The 25,186-nt window shown below is 45.2% G+C and carries 18 protein-coding genes; 15 read left to right on the top strand and 3 right to left on the bottom strand.

Annotation, left to right across the window (positions count from 1 at the left end):
* Window positions 1–326: 326 nt before the first annotated feature.
* From CLV93_RS00085 to CLV93_RS00050, 8 genes are all read left to right on the top strand, one after another.
* A complete protein-coding gene (locus CLV93_RS00085) occupies window positions 327–2,054 on the top strand; it encodes a hypothetical protein (RefSeq protein WP_106540786.1) in 1,728 nt (575 codons plus the stop codon).
* Window positions 2,055–2,079: 25 nt separating this feature from the next.
* On the top strand, window positions 2,080–5,289 hold the full coding sequence (locus CLV93_RS00080) for a SusC/RagA family TonB-linked outer membrane protein (RefSeq protein ID WP_106540139.1): 3,210 nt from the start codon (window positions 2,080–2,082) through the stop codon (window positions 5,287–5,289).
* Window positions 5,290–5,324: 35 nt separating this feature from the next.
* Window positions 5,325–7,079, top strand: a complete 1,755-nt coding sequence (locus tag CLV93_RS00075; RefSeq protein ID WP_106540138.1) for a RagB/SusD family nutrient uptake outer membrane protein — start codon at window positions 5,325–5,327, stop codon at window positions 7,077–7,079.
* An 81-nt stretch (window positions 7,080–7,160) separates the two neighbouring features.
* Window positions 7,161–8,771, top strand: a complete 1,611-nt coding sequence (locus tag CLV93_RS00070) for an arabinan endo-1,5-alpha-L-arabinosidase (RefSeq protein ID WP_106540137.1) — start codon at window positions 7,161–7,163, stop codon at window positions 8,769–8,771.
* An 18-nt stretch (window positions 8,772–8,789) separates the two neighbouring features.
* Window positions 8,790–9,800, top strand: coding sequence for an arabinan endo-1,5-alpha-L-arabinosidase (locus CLV93_RS00065; protein WP_211297708.1), 1,011 nt, complete (start codon window positions 8,790–8,792; stop codon window positions 9,798–9,800).
* Window positions 9,801–9,835: 35 nt separating this feature from the next.
* Complete coding sequence (locus tag CLV93_RS00060; protein ID WP_246187282.1) at window positions 9,836–11,446, top strand: alpha-N-arabinofuranosidase; 1,611 nt, start codon at window positions 9,836–9,838, stop codon at window positions 11,444–11,446.
* A 108-nt stretch (window positions 11,447–11,554) separates the two neighbouring features.
* Window positions 11,555–12,925 (top strand): glycoside hydrolase family 27 protein, encoded by a 1,371-nt coding sequence (locus CLV93_RS00055; protein WP_106540135.1) that lies wholly within the window; start codon window positions 11,555–11,557, stop codon window positions 12,923–12,925.
* Between the two features lie 124 nt (window positions 12,926–13,049).
* Window positions 13,050–13,610: an outer membrane beta-barrel protein gene (locus tag CLV93_RS00050; RefSeq protein WP_106540134.1), complete on the top strand. Its 561-nt coding sequence runs from the start codon at window positions 13,050–13,052 to the stop codon at window positions 13,608–13,610.
* A gap of 78 nt (window positions 13,611–13,688) precedes the next feature.
* On the opposite strand, the gene CLV93_RS00045 is transcribed toward CLV93_RS00050, so the two are convergent.
* Window positions 13,689–15,221, bottom strand: a complete 1,533-nt coding sequence (locus CLV93_RS00045; RefSeq protein WP_106540133.1) for an alpha-N-arabinofuranosidase — start codon at window positions 15,219–15,221, stop codon at window positions 13,689–13,691.
* 131 nt (window positions 15,222–15,352) lie between these two features.
* Complete coding sequence (locus tag CLV93_RS00040) at window positions 15,353–16,825, bottom strand: arabinan endo-1,5-alpha-L-arabinosidase (RefSeq protein ID WP_106540132.1); 1,473 nt, start codon at window positions 16,823–16,825, stop codon at window positions 15,353–15,355.
* A 417-nt stretch (window positions 16,826–17,242) separates the two neighbouring features.
* Between CLV93_RS00040 and CLV93_RS20165 the strand changes: the two genes are divergently transcribed.
* The 4 genes from CLV93_RS20165 (at window position 17,243) to CLV93_RS00025 (ending at window position 21,406) form a co-directional block, all read left to right on the top strand.
* Window positions 17,243–17,383 (top strand): hypothetical protein, encoded by a 141-nt coding sequence (locus tag CLV93_RS20165; RefSeq protein ID WP_153637070.1) that lies wholly within the window; start codon window positions 17,243–17,245, stop codon window positions 17,381–17,383.
* Window positions 17,384–17,752: 369 nt separating this feature from the next.
* On the top strand, window positions 17,753–18,604 hold the full coding sequence (locus CLV93_RS00035) for an electron transfer flavoprotein subunit beta/FixA family protein (protein WP_246187281.1): 852 nt from the start codon (window positions 17,753–17,755) through the stop codon (window positions 18,602–18,604).
* A gap of 32 nt (window positions 18,605–18,636) precedes the next feature.
* Window positions 18,637–19,656, top strand: a complete 1,020-nt coding sequence (locus tag CLV93_RS00030) for an electron transfer flavoprotein subunit alpha/FixB family protein (RefSeq protein WP_106540130.1) — start codon at window positions 18,637–18,639, stop codon at window positions 19,654–19,656.
* 40 nt (window positions 19,657–19,696) lie between these two features.
* Window positions 19,697–21,406 (top strand): acyl-CoA dehydrogenase family protein, encoded by a 1,710-nt coding sequence (locus tag CLV93_RS00025; protein WP_106540129.1) that lies wholly within the window; start codon window positions 19,697–19,699, stop codon window positions 21,404–21,406.
* 36 nt (window positions 21,407–21,442) lie between these two features.
* On the opposite strand, the gene CLV93_RS00020 is transcribed toward CLV93_RS00025, so the two are convergent.
* The gene (locus CLV93_RS00020; protein WP_106540128.1) at window positions 21,443–21,964 is read right to left on the bottom strand and encodes a GNAT family N-acetyltransferase; all 522 of its coding nucleotides are present in this window, start codon (window positions 21,962–21,964) and stop codon (window positions 21,443–21,445) included.
* Window positions 21,965–22,248: 284 nt separating this feature from the next.
* On the opposite strand from CLV93_RS00020, the gene modA reads away from it, so the two are divergent.
* Genes modA through modC form a run of 3 tightly spaced genes read left to right on the top strand, consistent with a single transcriptional unit; the run spans window position 22,249 to window position 24,890 of the window.
* Window positions 22,249–23,064, top strand: a complete 816-nt coding sequence (gene modA / locus CLV93_RS00015) for a molybdate ABC transporter substrate-binding protein (RefSeq protein WP_170108826.1) — start codon at window positions 22,249–22,251, stop codon at window positions 23,062–23,064.
* Window positions 23,061–23,762: a molybdate ABC transporter permease subunit gene (gene modB, locus CLV93_RS00010; protein ID WP_106540126.1), complete on the top strand. Its 702-nt coding sequence runs from the start codon at window positions 23,061–23,063 to the stop codon at window positions 23,760–23,762. Before modA ends, modB begins: the two co-directional genes overlap by 4 nt.
* A gap of 24 nt (window positions 23,763–23,786) precedes the next feature.
* Window positions 23,787–24,890 carry a molybdenum ABC transporter ATP-binding protein gene (modC, locus tag CLV93_RS00005; RefSeq protein WP_106540125.1) on the top strand — a complete coding sequence of 368 codons (1,104 nt, stop codon included), beginning with the start codon at window positions 23,787–23,789 and terminating at the stop codon, window positions 24,888–24,890.
* Window positions 24,891–25,186: the final 296 nt, after the last annotated feature.

Below are 25,186 nucleotides of genomic sequence, written 5' to 3'. Positions count from 1 at the left end.
CAGGCATGTCCGCTTGTGGCACAACCAATCCCAATAAGAACATACATTGATCGTCAGATCGGCAGTAACTCCCTTAAGAGACTGCCTGGAATATGAATCTGTTGATTGAGCATGATTGAATGCCGCAGACCGAACCATCGCCAATGATGGAGCTGGTAATTCTCAACTCATCCATGCAAATGAGAAAAGGCAGTACGACCAACTGCCTGCTGACATTGACGGCAGAAAAATTCCCTATTTCAGGAAACTAAATCGACGTGTTAGTTACGACACAAACGAACCGCATATAAATATAAAACAGGATGAATTCAATCAAATTTAAATCTATGAAAACAACTAAACTGATGAGGTGCGTTTTGTTCGCATCAGTTTTGGCAGCATTTGGCTTTGCCGGGTGCCAGAAGTTGGATACTTATTCAATTGGTGCCCCCGCCGACCTGCAGAGCAGGATCGACTCAATTGCAGCTGCAAAAGCAAGTATGGATACAGGTGACACGACTTACCTTACTATCACTACAGCGATAGTAGGAGCTGAAGATAACAGTTCCGCATGGCATACTGCATTCTCTGATTACTTTACCGTTCCGGCAAACAAGCTCTTGCATTTGGAGTTTGTTAACCACGGTTCTGAGGCAAACAACTGGAACAACTGGAACCTATGTGTTGCCAATTTAGCAGCTCATAGTACCGACGACAATGCCGCCTATTCAGAATACTTTGTTCTCCGTTCTGATGCTTACGGCTGGGGTAACAGTGATTTCGACTTAAACATGATTACCCAAAACTATCCCGATACCAACGGTAACGGCGATATTTGGGACGACTTCCGCCAAACGATGGATGGTGCTACTGTTTCAATCGATATTGATCACTCGGTTACCGGCAATGCATTCGTAACAGCGACTGCTGTTGGAACAAACGGTACAACACTGGTCGAAACCTATCAACAACCGGTTTCTGCCACTGATGATATCGTGGCTTACTTGATCTGCGATAACAGCCATTTTCTGATGAAAAAGGCATACCTGTTACCTTCTAAAATAACTACAGTTGAAGACGTTAATCCGGACTCTCTTGTTGTTAAAGGAACTCCTACTTTTACTGAGTTAGGCAATGCAGATGTCTGGGGTAATGCGACAGCTACTGTCTATTTTGCTGATGGATCTTCTACCGAAGTTGATACGACAGATTTATCATTCAACGTTATTCCTGATCTGACTACACTTGGTCAAAAGACAGTTATTGTGTCTTATAACAAAACCAAGCAAGGTGCATATACCCAGGCTGTATCAACCTACTACAATATAGAGGTGAAAATGCCTGTTGCAAGTCTGGCGGTTACTACCCAGCCAAACATATCCACATACTATTACTTCAACAGCGACTCTATCATATTCAATACGCAAGGTCTCGAAGTAACAGGTACATATTCAGATAATACAACAGGTGTTATACCAAACACATCTCTTCATTTTAGTAAGATACCAGCTGCCGACGGTTCTCAGTCCGCTGTCATATCTTATTATGGTGCAACCGACACAGTTACTACAACTTGCCCGTTGACTCTTGTAAAAGGTCTAAGTCAAATCGGTGCTACTGACTTCTCGACACCGTGGCCAACTTACGGGGATACCGCAGTCGTCGCATCAGGTTCGAGTAAAACATATACAATGTATTGTTACTCCGACAATGCTTCAAATTGGCACAGCCCTAGTGTGACTCTTGGTAAAGCTGGCAATTTGAATACTGACGGTAATGCTGCTGATGCTGCTGATGCTGTAGTTCGAATGGACAACTTTGGATGGGGCACCGGCTATGGCACAGCTACCCTGACCTCTGACTGGAATTGGGACATTTTTGCATCAAGCATAAGTGGCTCTAAGGTAGTCATCACGGTTACAAACAATGGTGACAACACGGCTGATGTACTTTACAATGTTACTTACGCCACGGGCGAAACGCATTTCCAAAAGTATGCGGGTATAACAGTCGACAGTGCTGATTTGAGCAGCGCACTCGTAACAGAGGGGGATTACCTCGTAATTGTTCAATAATCAATAAGATAACAATACTTATACTATGAAATATTTATTTTTAATACTGGCGGGATTGCTTGCGCTCGCACCGGCAACCTATGCAGATGGCAACGGCAATGCCGGCCAGATGTCAATGACTCAGCCAGACAATATAACAGTAAAAGGTAAAATTGTTGACGAAAAAGGACAACCCATTCCCGGTGCTACTATTGCCGTAAAGGGTACTACCAAAGGTACGGTTACCGACATTGATGGTAACTTCTCTCTTCCTGTCCCTTCAGATGCTACGCTACAAATATCTTTTATCGGATACAAAAGTATGGACGTAGCCGTTGGAGGAAAAACAGAACTCGGTAACATCACATTGGTTTCGGATTTACAAAAACTCGATCAAGTGGTGGTAATCGGTTACGGTACACAGAAAAAGGTTGACCTCACCGGTTCAGTTGCCGTTGTTAACACTGACGAGATGAAGAAGACATCCCACTCAAACATCTCAACCATGCTCGAAGGTAAAGTTGCCGGTGTTCAAATTACATCCGACGGACAACCGGGAGCTGATCCTACCGTACGTATTCGTGGTGTAGGTTCGTTCGGTAGCACCGCACCGCTTTATGTGGTCGATGGAGTACCGATGGGAACATCCATCCGTGATTTCTCGCCGAACGACATCGCAAGTGTTCAGGTACTGAAGGATGCTTCTGCTGCTGCAATTTATGGTTCGCGTGCTGCCAACGGCGTGGTTATCATCACCACAAAGCAGGGTAAGAAGAACCAGCCCATGAAGATAGACTACAGCGGCTACTATGGATTTGACCAGGTGCAGAAAGGTGTGTATGATGTGATGAATGCCAAACAATATGGCCAGTACGTCACCATGGCATATAATAACAGCGGTATGGATGTGCCTGCGGGATACGATCCTACAAGCCCAAAATCTTTGTATAACGCCGATGGTACGCCCAAAGTGAACACTGATTGGTTCGATGCGGCGTTTAAAACAGGTATTCGTCAGGATCACAACGTTAACCTCTCGGGAGGTGGCGAAAACAATACGTATAATATTGCACTCGACTACTATGGTCAGCAAGGAACCATGGAAGGTGCAGGTCCTAACTTCAACCGTTATACGGCCCGTATCAACAATACCATGGATACGAAGTTTGTCAAAATTCAAACGCACGTAGTATATAGCCACAGCGATCAGGATAATATGGCGCTCAGCAATGCCAACGAGTATGTGCAAGGATTATATGGTGCACAATATCCTGTGATGGCTTCGGTTTTGCTTTTGCCTCCAACCATCAAAGCTTATGATCCATCTACCTGGGTTCTTGATGACAAACTTCCCGCTGCAACAGAATACCATTACGACTCTTACGGTTACGGTACTTACTACGATGACGTTCATGGAGACCTGCGTGTAACGAACGTTCTACTGGAAAATAATCTGCTAAAGAGGAACACAAAAGTTGATCGCATTGTAGCTTCAGGGTCAGCCAATGTTGACCTGATCAACATGATTGGTCTTCAGAGTAGCAATCACAAGTTGAATTACAACCTTAACTTGTCGTACAGCAAAACCATTGCCAAGGATTTGACATTCGTGCCTGCATTTATACAGAGCACAACAAACTACCTGGCAAAGAGTAACGAAAATCTGTCAGAGGGGTATCGTAACTATAGTGATGCACTGATAGAAAACACCGTCACCTACGATGGTAAATTCGGACGCAATCACGTCAATGTAGTTGTGGGTCAAACATTCGAGCACGAGCTCTTTCACACGCTCACAGGCAAAGGTGTTAACTTGCCTGAACCATACTTCCTGCAAGTAAACAACGCAGCGACGACGTCTTCAACCAGCCATGAGACCGAACACGTATTGGCATCGTATATCGGTCGTATCAACTATAATTTCGATCAGAAATACCTTCTTTCGGCAACAGCACGTCGCGATGGATCCAGCCGTCTTTCTGCAACGGACCGTTGGGGCTGGTTCCCATCTGTATCAGGAGGTTGGCGTATTGAGCGTGAAAACTTCTTCCCTGTACCCAAGTCGATTATCAACCTACTCAAGGTTCGCGGTAGCTATGGTGAACTGGGTAATGAGAACATCGGTGAATACCAATATATGGATGTGATGTCGAGAGGTAACTATACCTATAGTTTTGGAAATAATAAAGTTACCGGATCAGCAATCTCAAACTATGTAAACACAGCCATTCATTGGGAAAAGAAGAAAACTGTTGACGTTGGTCTCGACCTCGGTATGTTCGACAATAAGTTGGAGTTTACTTTTGATTGGTACAAGGCGACATCAGAAGACCTTCTTTACAGTGTAGCAGTACCAAGCAGTGCAGGTGCTACCAACACTACTGTGACGATGAACGCTGCAACCATGATCAACTCAGGTCTTGAGTTCCTGCTTGCATATCACAATCATCAACATGCTGTTAAGTATGACATTTCTGCAAACGTATCTACCCTCAAGAACGAGGTAACGAAGCTGGGGGTTTCAGACGAACCTCGTACCGATGGTTACTGCCGCACGGAGGTAGGTCGTGAAGTAGGCTCATTCTATGGTTACGTTTCTCAGGGGATATATCAGTCGCAGGACCAGATAGATAATCGTGTTAACTCGAAAGGTAATCACGTCAATCAGAACGGAGCACAACCAGGTGATATTGCGTATGCCGACCTCAACAACGATGGTGAAATTACAGCCGATGACCAAACATTCCTGGGGAGCGGTTTACCTAAGATTAGTTACGGTCTGAATGCACGTGTTGAATGGAAAGGTTTTGACCTGAGCGTATCGACATTCGGAGCTTTAAAATTCAAAGCAGTAGATTTTGTTGACCTCACATTGCACGGTTCCTATGGTGCGCTCAACAAAAGCGTTGATCTGTTGAATGCCTGGACACCGGATAACACAAACACCAATGTGCCTCGCGTAGCATACAAATCGACGGGATCAATCACCAACGATATGTTCAGTCAGCGTTTCATTCAGGATGCATCATATCTGAAGATTGGTAACGTCCAGTTGGGATATAACCTTCCTGACAGATGGTTCGGTGGTTATGTTAACGGCGTTCGCGTGTACGTATCGGGTCAGAATTTGGCCACACTGTCTAAATACAAAGGTTACAACGTAGACTTCGCAGGAGGTACATTCACTCCTGGTTACAACTATGCTTCGTATCCAACACCACGAACCATAATGGCCGGAGTACACTTCTCATTCTAAAAATGTAATCTATCTATAATAAATAGGATATCGATATGAAAAGATTAACTATAATATTAGCAACGTTGGCGCTTATTGTGGGCATGTCGTCCTGCAATGACAAACTCAATGTTGTGAACCCGAACAATCAGACAACCTACGATTTTGGTAATACAGAATCAGATCTTCAGGAGGCCATCATCGCGTGCTACAACCGTATTCGCCTCGAAGGTACATTTGCCCGCGTTGGCTATACTTTGGATGCTGTACGTGGAGACGAAGTCTGGAACTCATCTCAGCAATGGTATTTGGCGTACGATAACCTTAACGCAACAGCTACAGACGCAATCGGTAACTTGTGGCCATGGCGTGACAACTACCATGTGGTTAACCGCACAAACTTTGTTTTGTCGAAAGTTGATAATGTTGATATGTCTCAGGATGCCTATAATCAAATTAAAGGACAGGCTCTCTTCCTCAGGTCGTTGGCATATTATAACCTGGCTACCTATTACCAGACGGTTCCATTGATTACAGACTATGCTTCATATTCTGACATCAATACCATGTATGCCTCGAATAATACGCAAGACGAAGTGTTTGACCAGATTGAGACTGACCTCAAAACGGCTATGGAAATCTTGCCTTCACGGGATGATGGTGGCGAATGGGCTAAAGGTCGTGCGACATGCGGTTCTGCTGCCGGATATCTGGCTCGTGTACTGATGTTCCGTCATAAATATGCTGAAGCTTATACCGTACTGAAAGACATCATCGCTGGCAAGTACGGAAGCTATCACCTGATGGCAGACTATGGTGACAACTTCAGAGAAGGACCGGCATATGAAAACAATGCAGAAAGCCTCTTCGAAGTTCAATTTATGGATTATGGCACAGGTGGTACCGATGAAGAGTGGACTCCGGTAAATATTAGCTCGGAAGCGACTCAGGGGAACGCTGTAGAAAGTAACTATGCTTCTCAGGTATTCGGTAGCTGGGGTGACCTGGCTGGCTCTCCCTGGTTGTATAACCTGTTCAAAAAAGAGAAATGTACTGATGGTCGTCTCGATCCCCGTTTATACTGGACGTTGGTTACATACGAAGATGAATACAATAGCGATACCGGCGTGAAAACTGCGGCATATCCTAATGGAGATCCTCGTACCAACACGGTTTATCAAACCGACATTACGGAAACTCCTGTATCGAACACTGCTCAGGGCGGTATATCAATTGCTAAGTGGACCTATGCAAGAACCAACATTATCAATTCTGTTACTACAGGTTTGCATAATGGTATCAACTTGCGCCTGATGCGTTACAGCGATGTTTTACTGCGTGCAGCAGAATGCGAAAATGAAATCAATGGCCCAACACAAACGGCTATCGATTACATTAACCAGGTACGTGAACGCGTTGCTCTTCCCGATCTTCAACTTGCGGACTTCCCGACTGCTGATGCTCTTTTCGAGCAAATAGCCAACGTTGAGCGTCCTAAAGAATTTGGTTGTGAAAACGGACGTGGTATCGACTTGCTTCGTTGGGGATTTTTCTACGATGCTGGTCGGATGAATCAGTTGATTCAACACGGTTATTATAAGCTCGATGGCACAGCCAATACTGATGAGCTTACCGCTGAAACCGCCAGCGCTTCATCGTTCCAATACTACAACAAGGGACATGAATATTTCCCAATTTATCAATCTACTCTTGATGCCAACCCGAACCTTGTAGGTAACTCGGCAAACAAGAACGAAGATAATGGACCTGCTTTCTTAGCAAAATGGAGTGTTCATCCAGTTGTAAAGTAGGAATCATACTCTAAAATTAGAGACTTCCTTATCGACGTATTTTTTGTCGATAAGGGAGTTTCTAACATAAATTCATGATCCGTGAAACTAAAGTATTTACTCATTTTATCTGTCAGCATAATTGCCGTGTCACTTGCAGGGTGTACAAAAGACGAAATAGCACCTACAGGCATCAAAACGAAGGAGCCTGGCACGACGACAGATTACACCGCACCAACTTACGCGGACGACTATTCTGCGATAGCTTCGTGGAGTGACCGTTCTCAATGGAACCTGGCAAATGTGCACGACCCGAGTGTGGTTTTCGATGGAACATACTATTACATGTATTCCACCGATGCATCTTATGGCAACGCGCATGTTGGTCACGGTCACTTTCTGGCACGTCGTTCCAGAGATTTGGTCCATTGGGATTTTATTGGAATGGCTATGTCGACCGAGCCGGCCTGGGTGAAAGATACCCTGAACAATATGCGGGCGCGTGTTGGCCTTAGTCCAATCGATTCGCCCAGGTATGGATTCTGGGCGCCGGTTATTCGCAAAGTTGGCAACAACTACCGTATGTACTATAGCGTAGTGGTCGACAATTATATCAAAACAGGTAAAGTAAATACGGCTGACAACTTCGACGGTTCGTGGACCGAGAAGGCTTTTATAGGCATGATGGAGACATCGGATTTGTCAAGTAACCAGTGGGTAGATCACGGAATGGTTGTCTGTTCTGTATCGGATAGAGGTACCGATTGGTCGCGAAGCAGTTTGAACGACTGGAGCGCTTACTTTAAATACAATGCCATTGATCCGAGCATGATTGTGACACCGGAAGGTGAAAACTGGTTGATTTACGGCTCCTGGCATAGTGGTATTGTTGCCATTCAATTAAACCCTGATACTGGTCTTCCTTTACACAAATTCGATATCAACGATGAATCAACCTGGGGCACCCGAATATACACTCGTTCGGATGGCTCAAGATGGCAAGCCTCAGAAGGTCCCGAAATCATGTATAACGCTGAAACCGGCTATTACTATTTGTTCCTGGCTTACGATGAATTGTCAGTGGCTTATAACACCAGAGTCTGCCGGGCCAGAAGTATTAGAGGACCTTATTATTCATATGATGGGTCGACAGCCAGCGGAAGCGATTGCTTCCCGATAATTACACATCCGTATAAATTCAATAATCACTCTGGTTGGGTAGGATTTTCGCATTGCTGTGTATTTAAAGACGAAACCAACAATCAATGGTATTACTGTTCGCAGGCCCGACTTCCAGCAAACACCAATGGCAATGCATATAGCAACGCTATTATGATGGGACATGTGCGAAAAATTGAATGGACAGAGGATGGGTGGCCGGTTGTATTACCCGAGCGTTACGCGGCCGTTCCACAGGATGCTATTGCTGAAAGTGACCTGACTGGTAGCTGGGAGGTTATCACCTTAAATTACCAGTACAAAAAGCAGCAAACCTCATCAGCCATGACGTTGAGCTTGGATCACAAAGCAACCGGTGCGGTAACCGGAACATGGTCGTATAATTCAACTACAGGAATTCTGACTGTTGGCTCCTTGAAATTGAACGTTGTTCGTGAGCTCGATTGGGAGGCATCACCACGTGTTCCAACCATTGTGTTCACAGGCTTAAACGGAAGTGGACGGTCTGTTTGGGGAAAGAAAAGTCAATCATAAAACCAAAGTATGAAGCCAATGCTGAAAATATTGAAAAGTGGGCTGTTCACTGCAGCCTTTGTACTTATTTTCGGGCCGCTTCTGGCTCAAAATACCATTGTGCACGATCCGGTAATGATTCGTGAAAACAATACCTTCTATATCTTTTGCACCGGATGGGGGATAAAGGTTTATTCTTCAACCGATATGAAAAATTGGAAGAAAGAAGATCCGGTTTTTGCCAAAGCACCCGAGTGGGCTGTGAAGGCTGTCCCCGGTTTTAAAGGCCATATCTGGGCTCCGGATATTTCATTCTATAATGGTCAGTATTACCTGTATTATTCGGTGTCAGCATTTGGCAAAAACACATCGTGCATTGGGCTGGCAACCAATAAGACATTGGATCCTACCGATCCGGAATTCAAATGGGTGGATCACGGGAAAGTGATTCAATCCTATCCCGGAAAAACAAACTGGAATGCTATCGATCCCAACATGGCGCTAGATAGTCATGGGCAACCTTACCTGGTTTTCGGTTCGTTCTGGGACGGAATAAAACTGGTGAAGCTGAGTAAAGATGCCATGTCAGTTGATGACGACCTGGCGAACATTCCGACCATTGCTTCGCGAAAGACAGACCCAAATGCACCGAATCCACCTGCCGTTGATGACAATCCGAAAGACGCAGGCGGCAATGCCATTGAAGCTCCTTTCATATTCAAACGAGACGGATATTACTACCTGTTTGCTTCCATCGATTACTGCTGTAAAGGAGTGAACAGCACCTATAAAATGATTGTAGGTCGCGCAAAGAAATTAACCGGCCCATATGTCGATGAAAGTGGAAAACCGATGGCCAGAGGTGGTGGCAGCATTGTGCTGGCAGGAAATCAGCGCTGGCATGGTGTAGGCCATAATGCAGTAGTGCATTTCGATGGAGTCGATTACCTGGTTTTTCATGGGTATGATGGTAATGACGGAGGGAGGCCAAAACTGCTCATCCGGAAAATTACCTGGAGCGATAAAGGCTGGCCCGAAGTGAAACTTTGAAAATAAACGTGTTTCTAACGATAGATTAAGAAGAGATGATGAAGATTTTGAAGACGAGAAAGCCGTTGCTCATCGCAGCGACAGCGATGGCATTTTTGGCCGGGACGCAAGTTCTATCGGCACAAAACGCCAGAATAAAAATCGATATCGATCGGACGATCGGTAAAGTCGATAAAAACATCTACGGAAGTTTTGTCGAACATCTGGGACGTTGTGTTTATGGAGGTATTTACGATCCGGGATCACCGCTTTCCGACAAAGATGGTTTCCGTAATGATGTGAAGCAGGCAGTGAAAGATCTAAACGTTTCGCTGGTCCGGTATCCGGGAGGAAACTTCGTATCCAACTATCACTGGCTCGATGGAGTTGGTCCGAAAGACAAAAGGCCGACGCGTCTTGAACTCGCCTGGGGACGCCTGGAAAATAACCGGGTTGGAACCGACGAATTCATGAAGTATACCAAGGAAATTGGCAGCCAACCTTACTTTTCGGTCAACATGGGAACCGGTACCATCGAGGAAGCACAGCGCTGGGTGGAATACTGCAATGTCGATAGCGGACCGTACTATGCCGAACTTCGCAAAAAGTATGGCCATGAAAAGCCTTACGATATCAAGTACTGGAGTTTGGGTAACGAGATGGATGGTTTCTGGCAGTTGGGCCACCTGAATGCGGAAGATTACAGCAAAAAGGCGCGTGAAGCTGCAAAGTTGATGAAACTGACGTCGCCGGATATTAAACTGGTAGCAGCCGGTTCTTCGAACTATCGTCCGGATGCCGATCCGAATGCCTGGAATCAGACGATTCTGCACGAACTAAGGGATGTCGTTGATTATATTGCGTTGCATATTTACGTGGGAAATCCCGAAAATAATTACTACGATTTCATGTCTACACCGCTGGTTTGTGAGCAGCGCACCAAGATTGTGAAAGGGATGATTGCCCGTGAGATGGAAAAAGCTGACCGTGGCGATCGCGGGCCGATTCACATTGCATGGGACGAGTACAACGTATGGTACCGTGCCCGCGCCGGAGCATCGATGCACGGAACCCGTGCCCTCGAAGAGCATTACAACCTGGAAGATGCACTGGTAATTGCCCAGTTCCTGAATGTGTTCGTACGAAATGCGGATGTGGTGAAGATGGCAAACCTGGCTCAGTTGGTCAATGTGATTGCACCGATTTTTACTTCCGAGAAAGGGATGTTCAAGCAGACCATTTATTATCCGTTCCAGTTATTCTCCAATAACGTGAAAGGTACTTCGCTCGATACGTATGTTGATTGTGGTACATACAGCACCAAAGAGTTTCCAATCGGTTTAGGGGAATCGAAAACCATCCAGAAGAATGTTCCCTATCTCGACGTGTCTACCACTTACGACAATGGAGAAGTAACGATTTGTGTAGTGAACCGGAATAAGGACAAAGCCATTCCGACCGATTTGATTTCGGAAGAAGGCAAATTCGATGGTAATTTCGAGGTTTACGAAGTAAACGGACCGAACGTGAAATCGGAAAATGATTTCGGTAAGACAACCGTACAAACGGAGAAAAAGCCTGATATCAAAGTGAGAAATGCAGAGAAATTTACCTACTCCTTTGCACCGCATTCTTTCACGATGATCAAAGGTCACATCAAAAAATGACGAATTAGTTTTAGTACATTTGGATAGCGATTGATTGAAAGTAAAAGGTGGGGTTTGTTTCTGAATCCCACCTTTTCTATTTTTAGCTTCTGTTAAATAAAGACCAATATGAATCTGAGCAAAATCTCCAATCTTGTAATTGTTTTATTGATAGTCTTTTCGTTTGGTTCATGCCATTCGGCGAAGAAACAGAAATCCGCAACTAAGTTTTACACTTACGCAGAAACACCTCCGATGGGATGGAATAGTTGGGATTGTTACGGACCAACCGTTACGGAAGCGGAAGTAAAAGCCAATGCGGATTACATGGCCGATCATTTGAAAGAATATGGCTGGCAATACATCGTCGTTGATATTCGTTGGTACGTTGAGAACACGAAGGCACATGGTTACAATCAGACCGATCCCATCTATTGCATGGACGATTTTGGGCGACTAACGCCGGCGGTTAACCGGTTCCCATCCGCTGCCGATGGAGAAGGTTTTGCTCCGTTGGCTGATTATATTCACAACAAGGGCTTGAAATTTGGTATCCACATCATGCGGGGGATTCCGGTGGAAGCAGTAAAGAAAAACACACCGATTGTCGATTCGAAATACCACGCCCGGGATATCTATTCGGAGAAACAGCAATGTAAATGGCTGCGGGACATGTATACCGTCGATTCGACGAAGGCAGGTGCCCAGGCTTACTACAATTCGCTGTTCGATTTGTATGCATCGTGGGGAGTTGATTTTGTGAAGGTGGATAATTTATCTCGCCCGTATCATCAGGGCGAAATCGAAATGATAAGGAAAGCCATTGATCAGTGTGGGCGACCGATGGTGTTGAGTACTTCGCCCGGTGCGACGCCATTGGCTAAAGCCAAACATATCATGACACATGCCAATATGTGGCGTATTTGCGACGATTTTTGGGATAACTGGAACTACCTGAAGCCGATGTTTAAATTGTGCAAGGAATGGGCTCCTTACAGCGGTCCCGGCCACTGGGCTGATGCCGATATGCTTCCTTTAGGCCGCATTTCCATTCGCGGTGAACGGGGTGAGCCCCGCAAGACTGGTTTTACCAAAGACGAGCAGTATACATTGATGAATCTTTGGGCGATGTTCCGTTCTCCGCTGATGTTCGGTGGCGACTTGCCCAGCAACGACGATTTCACGAATTCCCTAATTACCAATGGCGAATTGTTAGATGTCGATCAGCACAGCATCAACAACCGGGAATTGAAGAATAATAATGGCTTGATTGTTTGGGCGGCTGATGTTCCGGATTCAAAAGATAAGTATGTGGCTCTGTTCAATACAACCGATGAAAAGCCGGAAGTAATTTCAGTTAGTTTATCAGAGCTGGGAGCAAGAGGCGATTATGCCGTCCATAATCTATGGACACAGAAAACAGAGGCGGTAAAGAATGGAAAGATAAGCGTGGAATTGAGGCCCCATGCATCGGCCATTTTCCGGCTGGTAAAATATTAAAGGAGCATACTGTAGAACATTTTTCTTATAGTTAACAATTTATTATTTTAGTTAGGTATTGATTGTGAATACATTCTAAGAAGACCAGGTATTCATCATCCTATCCACTAACTAATTATTGACTATGAGAAAAATCGTTCTACTAATTGCCATTTTAGGCATTAGCTGTCTCTCCTTTTCCCAGGAAAAGAAGCAAAGTTTTGTTTTTGGAATGAATGATATGCAACCCAACATATTAGCATATTCTCCCAAAATCGGATTTCAAGTTGGATATGCTTCGGAAAAGCCTTTTTCGGAGGCATTTTCTTTTCAAAAGGAGGTATATTTTTCTGTGAAATCATTTGATTATCACGAACCGAAATCGGTACTGAATCTGAAAAATACAACCTATGCATTGGAAGTGCCGTTATCAGTGAAGTGGTATAAGCCCAAATTCTTTAAACCATATATCGGAGTGGCGGGCATCTGGAATTTCAATTCTAAGACAGAGTATTATGTAGCAAATACAGATAATGTATCTATCGGGAACCTGGAATTTGCAGTATTGGGTGGTGTTCACGTACCCTTGATTCAAAATCTTGGATTTGATGTTAGTTTCATGGGAACCCCTGTTTTTGGTGACAGACAATCGATAACTTATCATGGCTGGCGGCTTTCTTTGAAATATTCCTTTGCAAAAGATTAATAAGTTATTGGCAATTTTAAAAAAAAGGGATAGATGATGTAGTTCATCTGTCCCTTTTTTATGAGTAAACGTTTTGAGCTATTTTAATTGCACCAGTACAACCGATTTCGAAGGAAGCTCGACCGAAAGTTTGCCGTTTTTTGGTTTCTTCACATCGAAAGCTTTTAACGCTACCTTTTCATTTTGTCCAAAATCGTTGTAATCATTCATATTGGGAGAGGTGATGACCTGTCCGCTTGCTGATGCAAATTCTTGTCCGGTTAAAGTCAAATCGATACTTTCCGCTTTTTCAGGATTCAGATTGCAAAGTGTAATGCTAACAACCCCGTCTTTTACCGAAGCGGATGCGCTGACTGCGGGAACCGATTGTCCGTTGTATTCGTAATCATCGCAATTGAGATTGACCGGAATCATGGTAGCATCCTGGTGAACGCTGTACATCTTGAACACATAGTAGGTGGGTGTCAGCACCATTTCCTTTTCTTTCGTCAGGATAACCGATTGCAGCACATTCACCATCTGGGCGATGTTGGCCATTTTAACCCGGTCGGCATGGTTGTTAAACATGTTGAGGTTGATACCGGCCACTAATGCATCCCGTAGCGTATTTTGCTGATACAGAAACCCGGGATTGGTTCCGGGCTCTACATTGAACCAGTCTCCCCATTCGTCGACAATCAGACCAACCCGCTTATTCGGGTCATATTGATCCATGATGCTGGAATGACGCTCAATCAGCGTTTTCATCTTCAGAGTATTTTGCAATACCGAAAACCATCCTCCTTCATCGAAATCAGTGGCTGAACCTTTGTCGGTCCAGCTGGTGGTGAAGGTGTAGTTGTGCAGCGAAACGCCCTGAACGAGATACGGGTGAAGTGAAGTTTTCTGCATGATGACTCTCATCCAGTTGTAGTCGTCTACACTGGGGCCACCGGCAATGCGGTACAAATTACCCCGGCAATAAGTGGCGAAGCGATTGTATAAATCGGCATAATACTCCGGCGTCATGTTTCCTCCACAGCCCCAGTTTTCGTTACCGATTCCCCAGTATTTTACGTCCCATGGTTTATCACGACCGTTTTCTTTCCGGAGTTTGGTCATCGGACTTTCGTTGGATGAAGTAACATACTCGACCCATTCCGACGCTTCCTGTACGGTTCCCGAGCCAACATTCAGGTTGATATATGGTTCGGCGTGAATCAGTTCACAAAAATCGAGAAATTCGTGCGTTCCGAAGCTGTTATCTTCCGTAACACCGCCCCAGTGGACATTCACAATGGAAGGCCGTTTGTGTTGAGGGCCAATGCCGTCTTTCCAGTGATAGGTGTCGGCAAAGCAACCGCCCGGCCAGCGAAGTAACGGGATTTTCATATCCTGAAGTGCGCCGACCACATCTTCGCGAAAACCGCGAATGTTGGGAATATCTGAATCAACTCCCACATAGATACCACCGTAAATACAGTGTCCCAAATGTTCCGCAAAATGGCCGTAAATCTCTTTGTTGATCTTCGTTTTGGCCTGCTCGGTGTGTAGTGTTAGCGTGCTTTGTCCCTGCACGGTTATCCCGAAAAGGAACGAAAAAGCAAGAAGCAGAAAATAGCTTTTTTTCATCTCAATTACATTTTTCATAAGTTATTCAGTCATATATGTGCCTTTCAGGGCACACTTTTCCGGTAATTATAAGGTTGTTGTTCGGGGAAAATCTGGATTCATTTTCCCCGAGAAAGAATAATCAAGTTAGTTTATTTTTTGCCCCAAATGGCTGTTCCCTGGTTGTTTAATCCGGTGAAAACCAAACATTTTTTGTGATTTTCCCAGTCATAGCCACGGCTCACAATCACTTTGTCGGTCGTTCCGTCGCTCCAGTTGAGTGTTAGTTGGTTGCCGGAGAATGTCCACGAATTAGCAGAGTCGTCATCTATCGAGCCATCAGCTCCTACTTTCATGTAAACAGACTCTTGCAAATCAGGGGAAGTTTGTTGATCTCCATAGCCGGGTACCACCTGGTAACCTAAAACAATCCGTTCCCATTGGCCGGTCAGCTCATCTTTTGTGATAGTAGACTGTTCGATGTTGGCATATCGTTCGGGCGAAACCACCGGCCAGCCATCGTCGGTCCAGAAGACGCGGCGAACCATCATATCCATGAAGTATTTGTTCACTACCGGTCTGCCTTGATTTGCCATGTAGTACACGCCATTGTTTTTGAACACGGAGCAATGAGCCGTTCCCTGCCATCCGGCGTGTCCCATAAACTTGTAGGGCGCTTCAAGCATCGGGATGTTGTCCGACTTTTCATTCATGTTCACTCCGTTGTAATCGACAAACGGACCAGTGGGAGAGTCGGAGCGTCCTACCCGCACATTGTATTTCGTTTCGAGCCAGTCATACGAGATGAACAGGTAATATTTTTGCTGTTCCTGGTTATAAATAATTTCCGGTCCCTCGATGTTTCCATTGACGGTATTTCCCGTCCAGCCACGGGCTGCGATGCGAACACCTTTATCATTTGCTTTCTTTGGCAAACCGGTTGCCGGGTCAAGCTGCAGGATGTAAATGCCATCCCAGGCTGAGCCGTAGTACATATATTGGTCCCCACTGGGTGTAACCAGAACCGTCGGGTCGATGGCATTGGTCATCTGTATCGACTCTTTTGAGGTAACCACGAGGCCACTTTCGGTCCAGGGGCCATCAGGTGAAGTACTGGTGAGCAGTCCAATAGCACTCAACTTCGGTGTGGGAGACGACAAGGAATAGTAGAGACGATATTGGTTGCCCACTTTCATGATGTATGGAGCCCAAACTCCATCGAACGGGGTACCTCCGTTGTCCTTAATGTACTGAACCGCCTGGGAAGGAAGACCGTCCACAGCCCAGCCTTGATATTCCCAGTCGACTAAATCTTTGGAACGACGAACCATGATGCTGCTTCGCTGGATATCTTGTCCGTAGGCTACATCGGTTGAATAGCAATAATAATAGTCTCCGGTATACATAATCGATGGATCATGCAAATTGTATGGTCCCCAATCGCGCCAATGACTATAGTCAGCCAAATCGGCGTAGGTATCTTTTATATCAAGAATATTAAATGTATCAGTTGAGGCTGTAGCTGTTGTGTCGACTTGAATTCCAGTGCCACCCGGAGTCGAGTTTTTCTCGCAGGCCATCACCATGCTGCCAAGTGCAGCTATCAATAGTAATTTCTTCTTCATTGGTATGGATTCTTCCTTGGATTAAAGTTAGCAAGATATTATGCTCGACGAAAAGTGATGTGGACAAATGTCTTTTTCAGGAGGACAGAATGGTAATGGTGACATTTTGGGAAAAGATGTAAAAGTCACTTGCAAAACGGGTCATCAAAATGAGTTTATTTTCTTTTCGGCTCGGGAACTTCATCCCGATGGTGCGGAAACTTTATCTTGCTGGTTTGCGATGCTCATCTCGTCGCGACAACTTCTTCATCTCGCCCCACAAAGTTCTTCATCTCGAGGACGTGAAGACTTCATCTCGTTATTGTTTAGCAAATAGAGGTTATTTCAGAGCCGGAATTATACTAAACAGAATTTCTTTCCGTCCGGATGAAAGACTAAGGCTGCCCCAATAATTGAATCTTCAGGATATGAGTAGTAATGTCGGTATTATTTAACAGCGACCGTCCGGCTGCCATTTCACTTATTCAGGAACACGGTTACGAAAAGTTTGCCAATTACATGGTCAAGAACAAATTGATGACGATAAAGCGGAAAGGCGAGAAGCCGGTTTTGAACTAACTATCCGAAAACAGTAGCTAATTCGCCCTAAATTATAGTGTAAGTAGTTTCCCTTGTGCGACAGCTGTTCGCGCTGTATCAGCCTGTTTAGAGTCTTTCCAAAAATAAAATTATTCTAAATTGAGAAGAACCTCTCCTGTATTATAAACTTTCGACCGGAAGATTAATTTGTTTTAATCTCTTGACCCATGGGATGTGGAGCCTAATGAACCCGATGTGCTTTTATCCTTTTTTCAAAACGAAATCCTAATTCGGACATAAGTGTCTTAAATTCATCTTGATAACATATGGTTGAAATTCTATATTTGCTCACTTCCGTGAATATAAAACTCATACAAAATCACTATGAAGGGTTTAAAAATTATAGTTTTGGCAAAACAGGTTCCCGATACGCGAAATGTTGGGAAAGATGCCATGAAAGCCGACGGGACAGTGAACCGGGCAGCCTTGCCCGCTATCTTCAACCCTGAGGATTTGAACGCGCTGGAGCAGGCTTTACAATTAAAAGACCGTTATCCCGGAACAACTGTTTCGTTATTAACCATGGGCCCTGGCCGTGCTGCTGAGATTATCCGCGAAGGATTGTATCGTGGGGCTGATGACGGCGTTTTGTTGACAGACAGAGCATTTGCCGGTTCTGATACGCTGGCTACCTCATATGCATTAGCACAGGCTATCAAAGAGATGGGCGAAGTCGATCTGATTATCGCCGGCCGTCAGGCTATCGATGGTGATACCGCCCAGGTTGGTCCGCAGGTGGCTGAAAAGCTGGGATTTCCGCAAGTAACATATGTAGAGAAAATTATCGATTCCACGGGGAAACATGTGACGGCTCTTCGTCGTCTCGAAAATGGTGTGGAAACTGTGAAGGCTCCGCTTCCGCTGGTTGTGACTGTTAACAGCAGTGCTGCTCCGTGTCGTACCCGGAATGCGACTTTGCTGATGAAATACAAGCATGCGCGCACCGTAACCGAGCGTCAGGAAGCCAGCGAGGATTACCTCTATCTGTATGATTCACGCCCTTACCTCAATATTCGTGAGATGACAGTGAACGATATCAAGGCTGAGCAGGAACAGCTTGGACTGAGCGGTTCACCCACGAAGGTGAAGAAAATAGAGAACGTGGTATTGCAGGCAAAAGATGCCAAAGTTCTCAAGCCGGTCGACAATGATATCGATTTGTTAATGAAAGAATTGATTTTGAGCCACACCATCGGTTAATGCTCAAGCTGATGATTTAAAAATGGAAAATCATGAATAACGTATTTGTATATTGCGAAGTTGAGGAAGGTGTTGTGGCCGAAGTGAGTCAGGAATTGCTGACCAAAGGACGTAGCCTCGCCAATCAACTCAAATGCAAACTGGAAGCTATCGTCATCGGCAAAGGACTTGATGGCGTCGAAGAACAGATATTTCCCTATGGTGCTGACGTAGTGTATATTGCTGATGATCCTCGTTTGGAGCCTTTTACTACATTACCTCATGCAACTATTCTGAATAAGCTTTTCGACAAAGAAAAACCACAGATTGCCCTCATGGGAGCTACGCCAATCGGTCGCGATTTAGGACCACGTGTCTCTTCTGCTCTTCATAGTGGATTAACTGCCGATTGTACCAGTCTGGAAATTGGCCCACACGAGGACAAGAAAGCCGGTAAAACTTACGAAAATCTGTTGTACCAGATTCGCCCCGCGTTCGGTGGAAACATTATCGCTACCATTATCAATCCCGACTGTCGCCCGCAAATGGCAACGGTCCGCGAAGGCGTGATGAAAAAAGAGGTTTTCAATCCGGAATATAAAGGCAAGCTGAAGAAGCTCGATGTAGCACAGTATGTTTCTGATGAAGACTTTGTGGTAGCAGTTATCGAGCGCCACATGGAGAAAAAGAAAGTGAACATCAAAGGTGCACCCATTATTGTGGCTGGCGGATATGGCGTAGGTTCGAAAGAGAACTTCAAAATGTTGTACGAACTGGCCGAGGTACTAGGCGGAGAAGTTGGTGCTTCGCGTGCTGCCGTTGACTCCGGTTATGCCGAGCACGAACGTCAGATTGGACAAACCGGTGTAACCGTTCGTCCGAAACTGTACATTGCCTGCGGTATTTCAGGACAGGTACAGCATCGCGCGGGAATGGAAGAATCGGCACAGATTATTTCCATCAATACCGATCCCGATGCTCCCATCAACAGCATTGCCGATTATGTGATTCACGGTGATGTTGGTGAAGTGATTCCCAAGATGATCAGGTTTTATAAAAAGAACACCAAGTAATTGAGGGTTGAACCGGGTCTGTCCCGAAAAAACAAGAGAAATGGCAAATTATTATAACGATAATAAAGATTTGAAATTCCATCTTTCGCATCCGCTGATGCAAAAGATTGTGGCTCTCAAAGAGCGGAATTTCACCGATAAGGAAAAATTTGATTACGCCCCAATCGATTTCGAGGATGCGATGGACAGTTACGATCGTGTACTGGAAGTGGTCGGAGAAATCTGTGGCGACATCATTGCACCCAATGCTGAGGGTGTCGATCAGGAAGGTCCAGAGGTTGTTGACGGCCACGTGAATTACGCCAGCGGAACCGCCGAGAACATCAAAGCATTGGTTGATGCCGGTTTGATGGGAATCACGCTTCCGCGGAAATATAGTGGTCTCAACTTCCCAATCGTTCCTTACATCATGGCAGCCGACATTGTTTCGCGCGCCGATGCTGGTTTTGTGAATATCTGGGGACTTCAGGATTGTGCTGAAACGTTGAATGAGTTCGCTTCTCCCGAGCAGAAAGAACATTACCTGCCACGGGTTTGTAAAGGCGAGACCATGGCAATGGATTTGACGGAGCCGGATGCCGGTTCCGATTTACAGTCTGTTCAACTGAAAGCAACCTACGACGAGAAAAAAGGTGTCTGGATGTTGAATGGTGTGAAGCGTTTCATCACCAACGGAGATGGCGATATTTCACTGGTGCTGGCTCGTTCGGAAGAAGGAACTAAAGACGGTCGTGGCCTTTCAATGTTTGTGTACGATAAGCAGCAGGGAGGTGTAACTGTTCGCCGTATCGAGCACAAAATGGGTATCATTGGTTCTCCAACCTGTGAGTTGGTATTCAAAAATGCTCCTGCCGAACTGGTGGGTACCCGCCGTATGGGACTAATCAAATACGTAATGGCTTTGATGAACGGCGCCCGTCTGGGTATCGCCGCACAGTCGGTTGGTGTATCAGAGGCTGCCTACCGGGAAGCGTTGGATTATGCCCGTGAGCGTCAGCAGTTCGGCAAAGCCATTATCGAGTTCCCGGCCGTATATGAAATGCTTTCGGTGATGAAGGCCAAACTCGATGCTTCGCGTACTTTGTTGTATGAAACTGCCCGTTTTGTCGATGTCTACAAGACTTATCAGCATATTGCCGAAGAGCGTAAACTGGAGAAAGAAGAGCGCGACGAAATGAAAGAATATCAGCGTTGGGCCGATTTCTTTACGCCGCTGGCTAAAGGTATCAGTTCTGAGTATTGTAACCAGAATGCTTACGATGCCGTTCAGATTCACGGTGGTTCTGGTTTCATGAAGGATTATCCGGTCGAGCGCATCTATCGCGATGCCCGTATTACTTCTATTTATGAAGGAACTACCCAGTTGCAGGTTGTTGCTGCTATTCGTGGTGTGACAACCGGTGGCTATCTGAAGAAAATCCGTGAATACGAAAAGGCCGATCTGAAACCGGAATTGGAAAAATTCCGTCGGACACTGATTTCACTTACGGAGGATTACGAAGAAGCCGTGAAGAAAGTGCATGATGCAGAGGATAATGAATTCCTCGATTTCCATGCGCGTCGTTTGGTGGAGATGGCAGGTTATATCATTATGAGTTACCTGCTGGTTCTCGATACCAACCGCGATAACTCGTTCCTGCGTTCAGCAGCTGTATTCAATAAGATTGCCAAGGCTGAAGTACGTTCAAGGGCCGAATTCATTCGGGCTTCATCACTCGAAGATATCGGACATTACAAATACGAAGCATAAAAAGAAAGAGGCCTCAGTTTGGGGCCTCTTTTTATTTTAATCGTTGGATAAGTCTTCTTCTGTAGCGGCCGATTTAACCCGTTCTTCTGATTCATCGAGTATTCGTTCCCAGAAAACCATTCTCGGATTGGTCGGTCCGAAATCAAAATCGCGGTAAACCTCCATTGCCCGGTGATTATCTTCCCGTACTTCCAGATTGACCCGGCAGCAATTCTCATTTCGCGCCAGCTCGAGAACATAACCCACCAGTTTATGCCCTAGTCCCTTGTTTCGGTAGTTCTTTTTTACGATTACGTCGTGAATATTGATGAGTGGTCGTACCTGGAAAGTAGAGATGTTTTTGAATGTGGTAATCATTCCGGCAACTTCTCCCTCATACAAAACAAAAAACGCACGGAAATTGGGCTGATTATTCAATTGCTCGTATAGTTCTTCAGCTTTCGAGCGACTCAGGGTCTCGCCGCCACCCATATCATCCGAAATATAGTGGTTAAGTAAGTCAATAAAAGCTAATTGGTGCGAATGTGTGGTTAAGTTACATTGAATAATCTGACTCATCTGGGAAAAGTTTAATTGAGTTCTGTATCACGAAGAAATTCCGGCGGCCTGTATTGGCTTAACAGCCCATTTTTTCGAATTTTAAATCGCAATAAAATGGCTTCAAATACAGTGAAAATATTATTCGTGTAACAGTAAAAATAATAAAAATTAATCATAAATAATGCCTGAAGAGTAATCTGATTTTGCTTCGATATGTAAAATATGCGATCATTTTGCCGTAAATGTTTACGAGCAGAAGCCGTTCCCGGTTACCTTTCTATATTTGTAGAAACTCCGAATGTATGCGCATTAAAACCGGACTAATTAGTTTCATTCTCATATTCACTTTTTCCTGTCAATCGAAAAAGAATAAAGGGCATTCGGCAGAAAAGTCGAAGCAGACAGTAAGCGTTTTTGCGGCAGCCAGTTTAGCCGATGTAATGACAACACTGGCTAAAGAATATCAGGTGAGATCGGGAATGAAGGTTACATTGAATTTCGCCTCCTCCGGAACGTTGGCGCGACAAATGCAGGAGGGAGCTACGCCCGGCATCTATCTATCGGCCAGTCCGCGCTGGATGAGGTTTGCCATTGAAAATGGCTCAGCTGATTCTACCGCCTGTTTTTCGGTTGCCCGGAACAGACTGGTTGCTGTGGTTCCCCAGAACAGCTCAATCGATACATTGAATATTTCTTCATCACTGGATTTCCCAAAAGCATTTGCCGGACGATTAGCTATTGGCGATCCGGCACATGTTCCGGCGGGGCAATATGCAGCTGAAGCATTGAAATCTTTAGGGTGGTACAAATCGTTGGAACCTCGCTTTCTGAAGACGAAAGATGTGCGTTCAGCCTTGATGGTGGTCGAGCTGGGCGAGTGTGAAATGGGGATTGTTTATGCAACCGATGCTATGAAATCGGATAAAGTCAGGGCTGTGGGAGTTTTTCCTGAAAGCTCTCATCAACCAGTTGAATATTGGGCTGCGAAAGGAAAATATGGCGGTTCGGCGGCTGATTCTTTGTTGAATTATTTGCATTCCGCTGAAGCTGATTATATTTGGAAAAGTTTCGGTTTCAAAGCCATTACTGAGCCGGGAAAATCCAACACTAACAAATGACCGACCTGTTTCATTTTACTGCTTCCGATTTATCTGCCATTTCGCTTTCGCTGAAAGTGGCAATCTGGTCTTCGGTTATTGCACTGCCTTTTGCTATTGCTATAGGCTGGTTTTTGGCGCGCAATCACTTTCGTGGGAAAGCGCTGCTGGAAGGAGTGATACATCTTCCTTTGGTTTTGCCGCCGGTCGTAACAGGTTATCTTTTACTCATCATCCTTGGCACGAACGGAATCATAGGAAAATGGCTTTATGACCTCGCCGGAATTCGCATTGCGTTCAGTTTTTATGCAGCGCTGTTGGCCAGTGTGGTCGTATCATTTCCATTAATCACGCGCTCCATCAGGCTGGCCATCGAGCTGGTCGATGTGAAATATGAAGAGGCCGCACGTACATTAGGTGCCTCGCGATTAAAGACGTTTCTTTCGGTGACACTACCGATGGCGTCGCCGGGCATTATCAGCGGGTTTGTTTTGGGATTTGCCCGAAGTTTGGGTGAATTCGGAGCTACCATCACCTTTGCGGGAAACATAGAAGGTGAGACACAAACGCTGCCATTAGCAGTTTTTTCCTATATGCAGGTTCCCGGTCAGGATACAGCGACTTTCCGTTTGGTAATGATTTCGGTTTTGTTGTCGTTGTTGGCCATGATTGTGGCAGAATTTCTAAACAGAAGAGCAATCAAACGCTCAAAAAGATAGTCAATCAAAAGAAGAACCATTCCGATGAAGAACGTTATTGAATTCCAGGCAACTTTATCACGTGGACAGTTTCAGTTCGATATGAAATGTGTCTTCGGAGAAGGTATTACCGGAATTTATGGTCCGTCGGGGCATGGAAAAACAACGTTGCTTCAAATAGTCAATGGCTTGCTGAGTCCGGATAAAGGTCTTATCCGCATCGGCGACGAGGTTGTTCTCGATAAAGAAAAGAAAATAGATATTCCTTCCCGTAACCGGAAGTTGGGAGTTGTTTTCCAGGAGGGGAGGCTTTTCCCGCACCTTTCGGTAGAAGACAATCTCCGGTATGGTGAAAAGCTGTTACCGAAATCGCAGCGGCATATCCAGTTCGATGATGTGGTTTCTACTCTGGAAATTGGTCACCTTTTGAAAAAGAAGCCGGAGCAATGTTCAGGCGGCGAACAGCAACGAATTGCCATGGGACGGGCGTTGTTACGCTCTCCGCAGTTACTGCTGATGGACGAACCGTTCTCGGCGGTCGATGTCGCCTTGCGGGAACAAATCCTGGTTTACCTGGTTCGTATTCACCGAAAGTATCGAATTCCCATGTTGGTCGTGAGTCACGATTTACCTGATATTCTTCGCCTGACCGATGAAATTCTCATGGTGCGTGATGGTCGCATTGAAGCATTCGGCAAATATCTCGATCTCGTTTTATCGCGAAAAATGTTGCCCCGAAGTTCCGGAGAGGGATTGCTGAATGTGATTTCTCTCTATGTCGATGAAGTCGACGAAGAGCGGGGAATAACAACACTTACCGGTGAGAAAGGGGAGAAAAAGGTAAAGGTGCATTGCGAAGCTTGCAATGAAGGTGTTGCCTTGGGGAGAGAAGTAAAAGTTTCGGTTCCGCCAGGCGATATTGCCATCTCGTTGCATCCTGTTCCGGAAATTTCTATTCAAAATCAGCTGGAGGGAAACATTAAGCGATTGCTCCACGAGAATGGTCAGGTTGTTTGTCTGGTGGATGTAGGATTTCCGTTATTGGTCGAGTTGACCCGGAGTTCAACGGAAAGGTTGAGGCTTGAAGTTGGAATGAAGGTATTTTGTCTTTTCAAGTCGATGTCTGTTCGGGTTTCCGAACTTACTTAGCTATGCCGTGGTGAGTCGTTTTGTAAAATTTCCTTCTCAGAGGTGAATTTTTTTCTGAAATCTGTAAACCTTTTGCCCTTCGATCTCGTTTAACAATTCGCCCTCTAGCGAAAAAGGCATGTAATCCATTGACGTATTAGAAAATTTTTACTCTTGTAAATGAGCGACTTTTGATTCTTTTGTTAAAAAAGTCGCGTTCCAGTTTGGAGTAATACGAAAAAATACGCTTTCTTTGCATCCGCTTTCCGAAAGGGGAGCAGCGTTCAGTGGGAGGTTAAAAAGGGAAGAGAAGAGGC

It is taken from the genome of Prolixibacter denitrificans, assembly GCF_003014495.1.
Taxonomy (GTDB): Bacteria; Bacteroidota; Bacteroidia; order Bacteroidales; family Prolixibacteraceae; genus Prolixibacter; species Prolixibacter denitrificans.
Note: the sequence above shows the minus strand (reverse complement) of the source record. Positions and strands in the feature narration are given on the sequence as shown.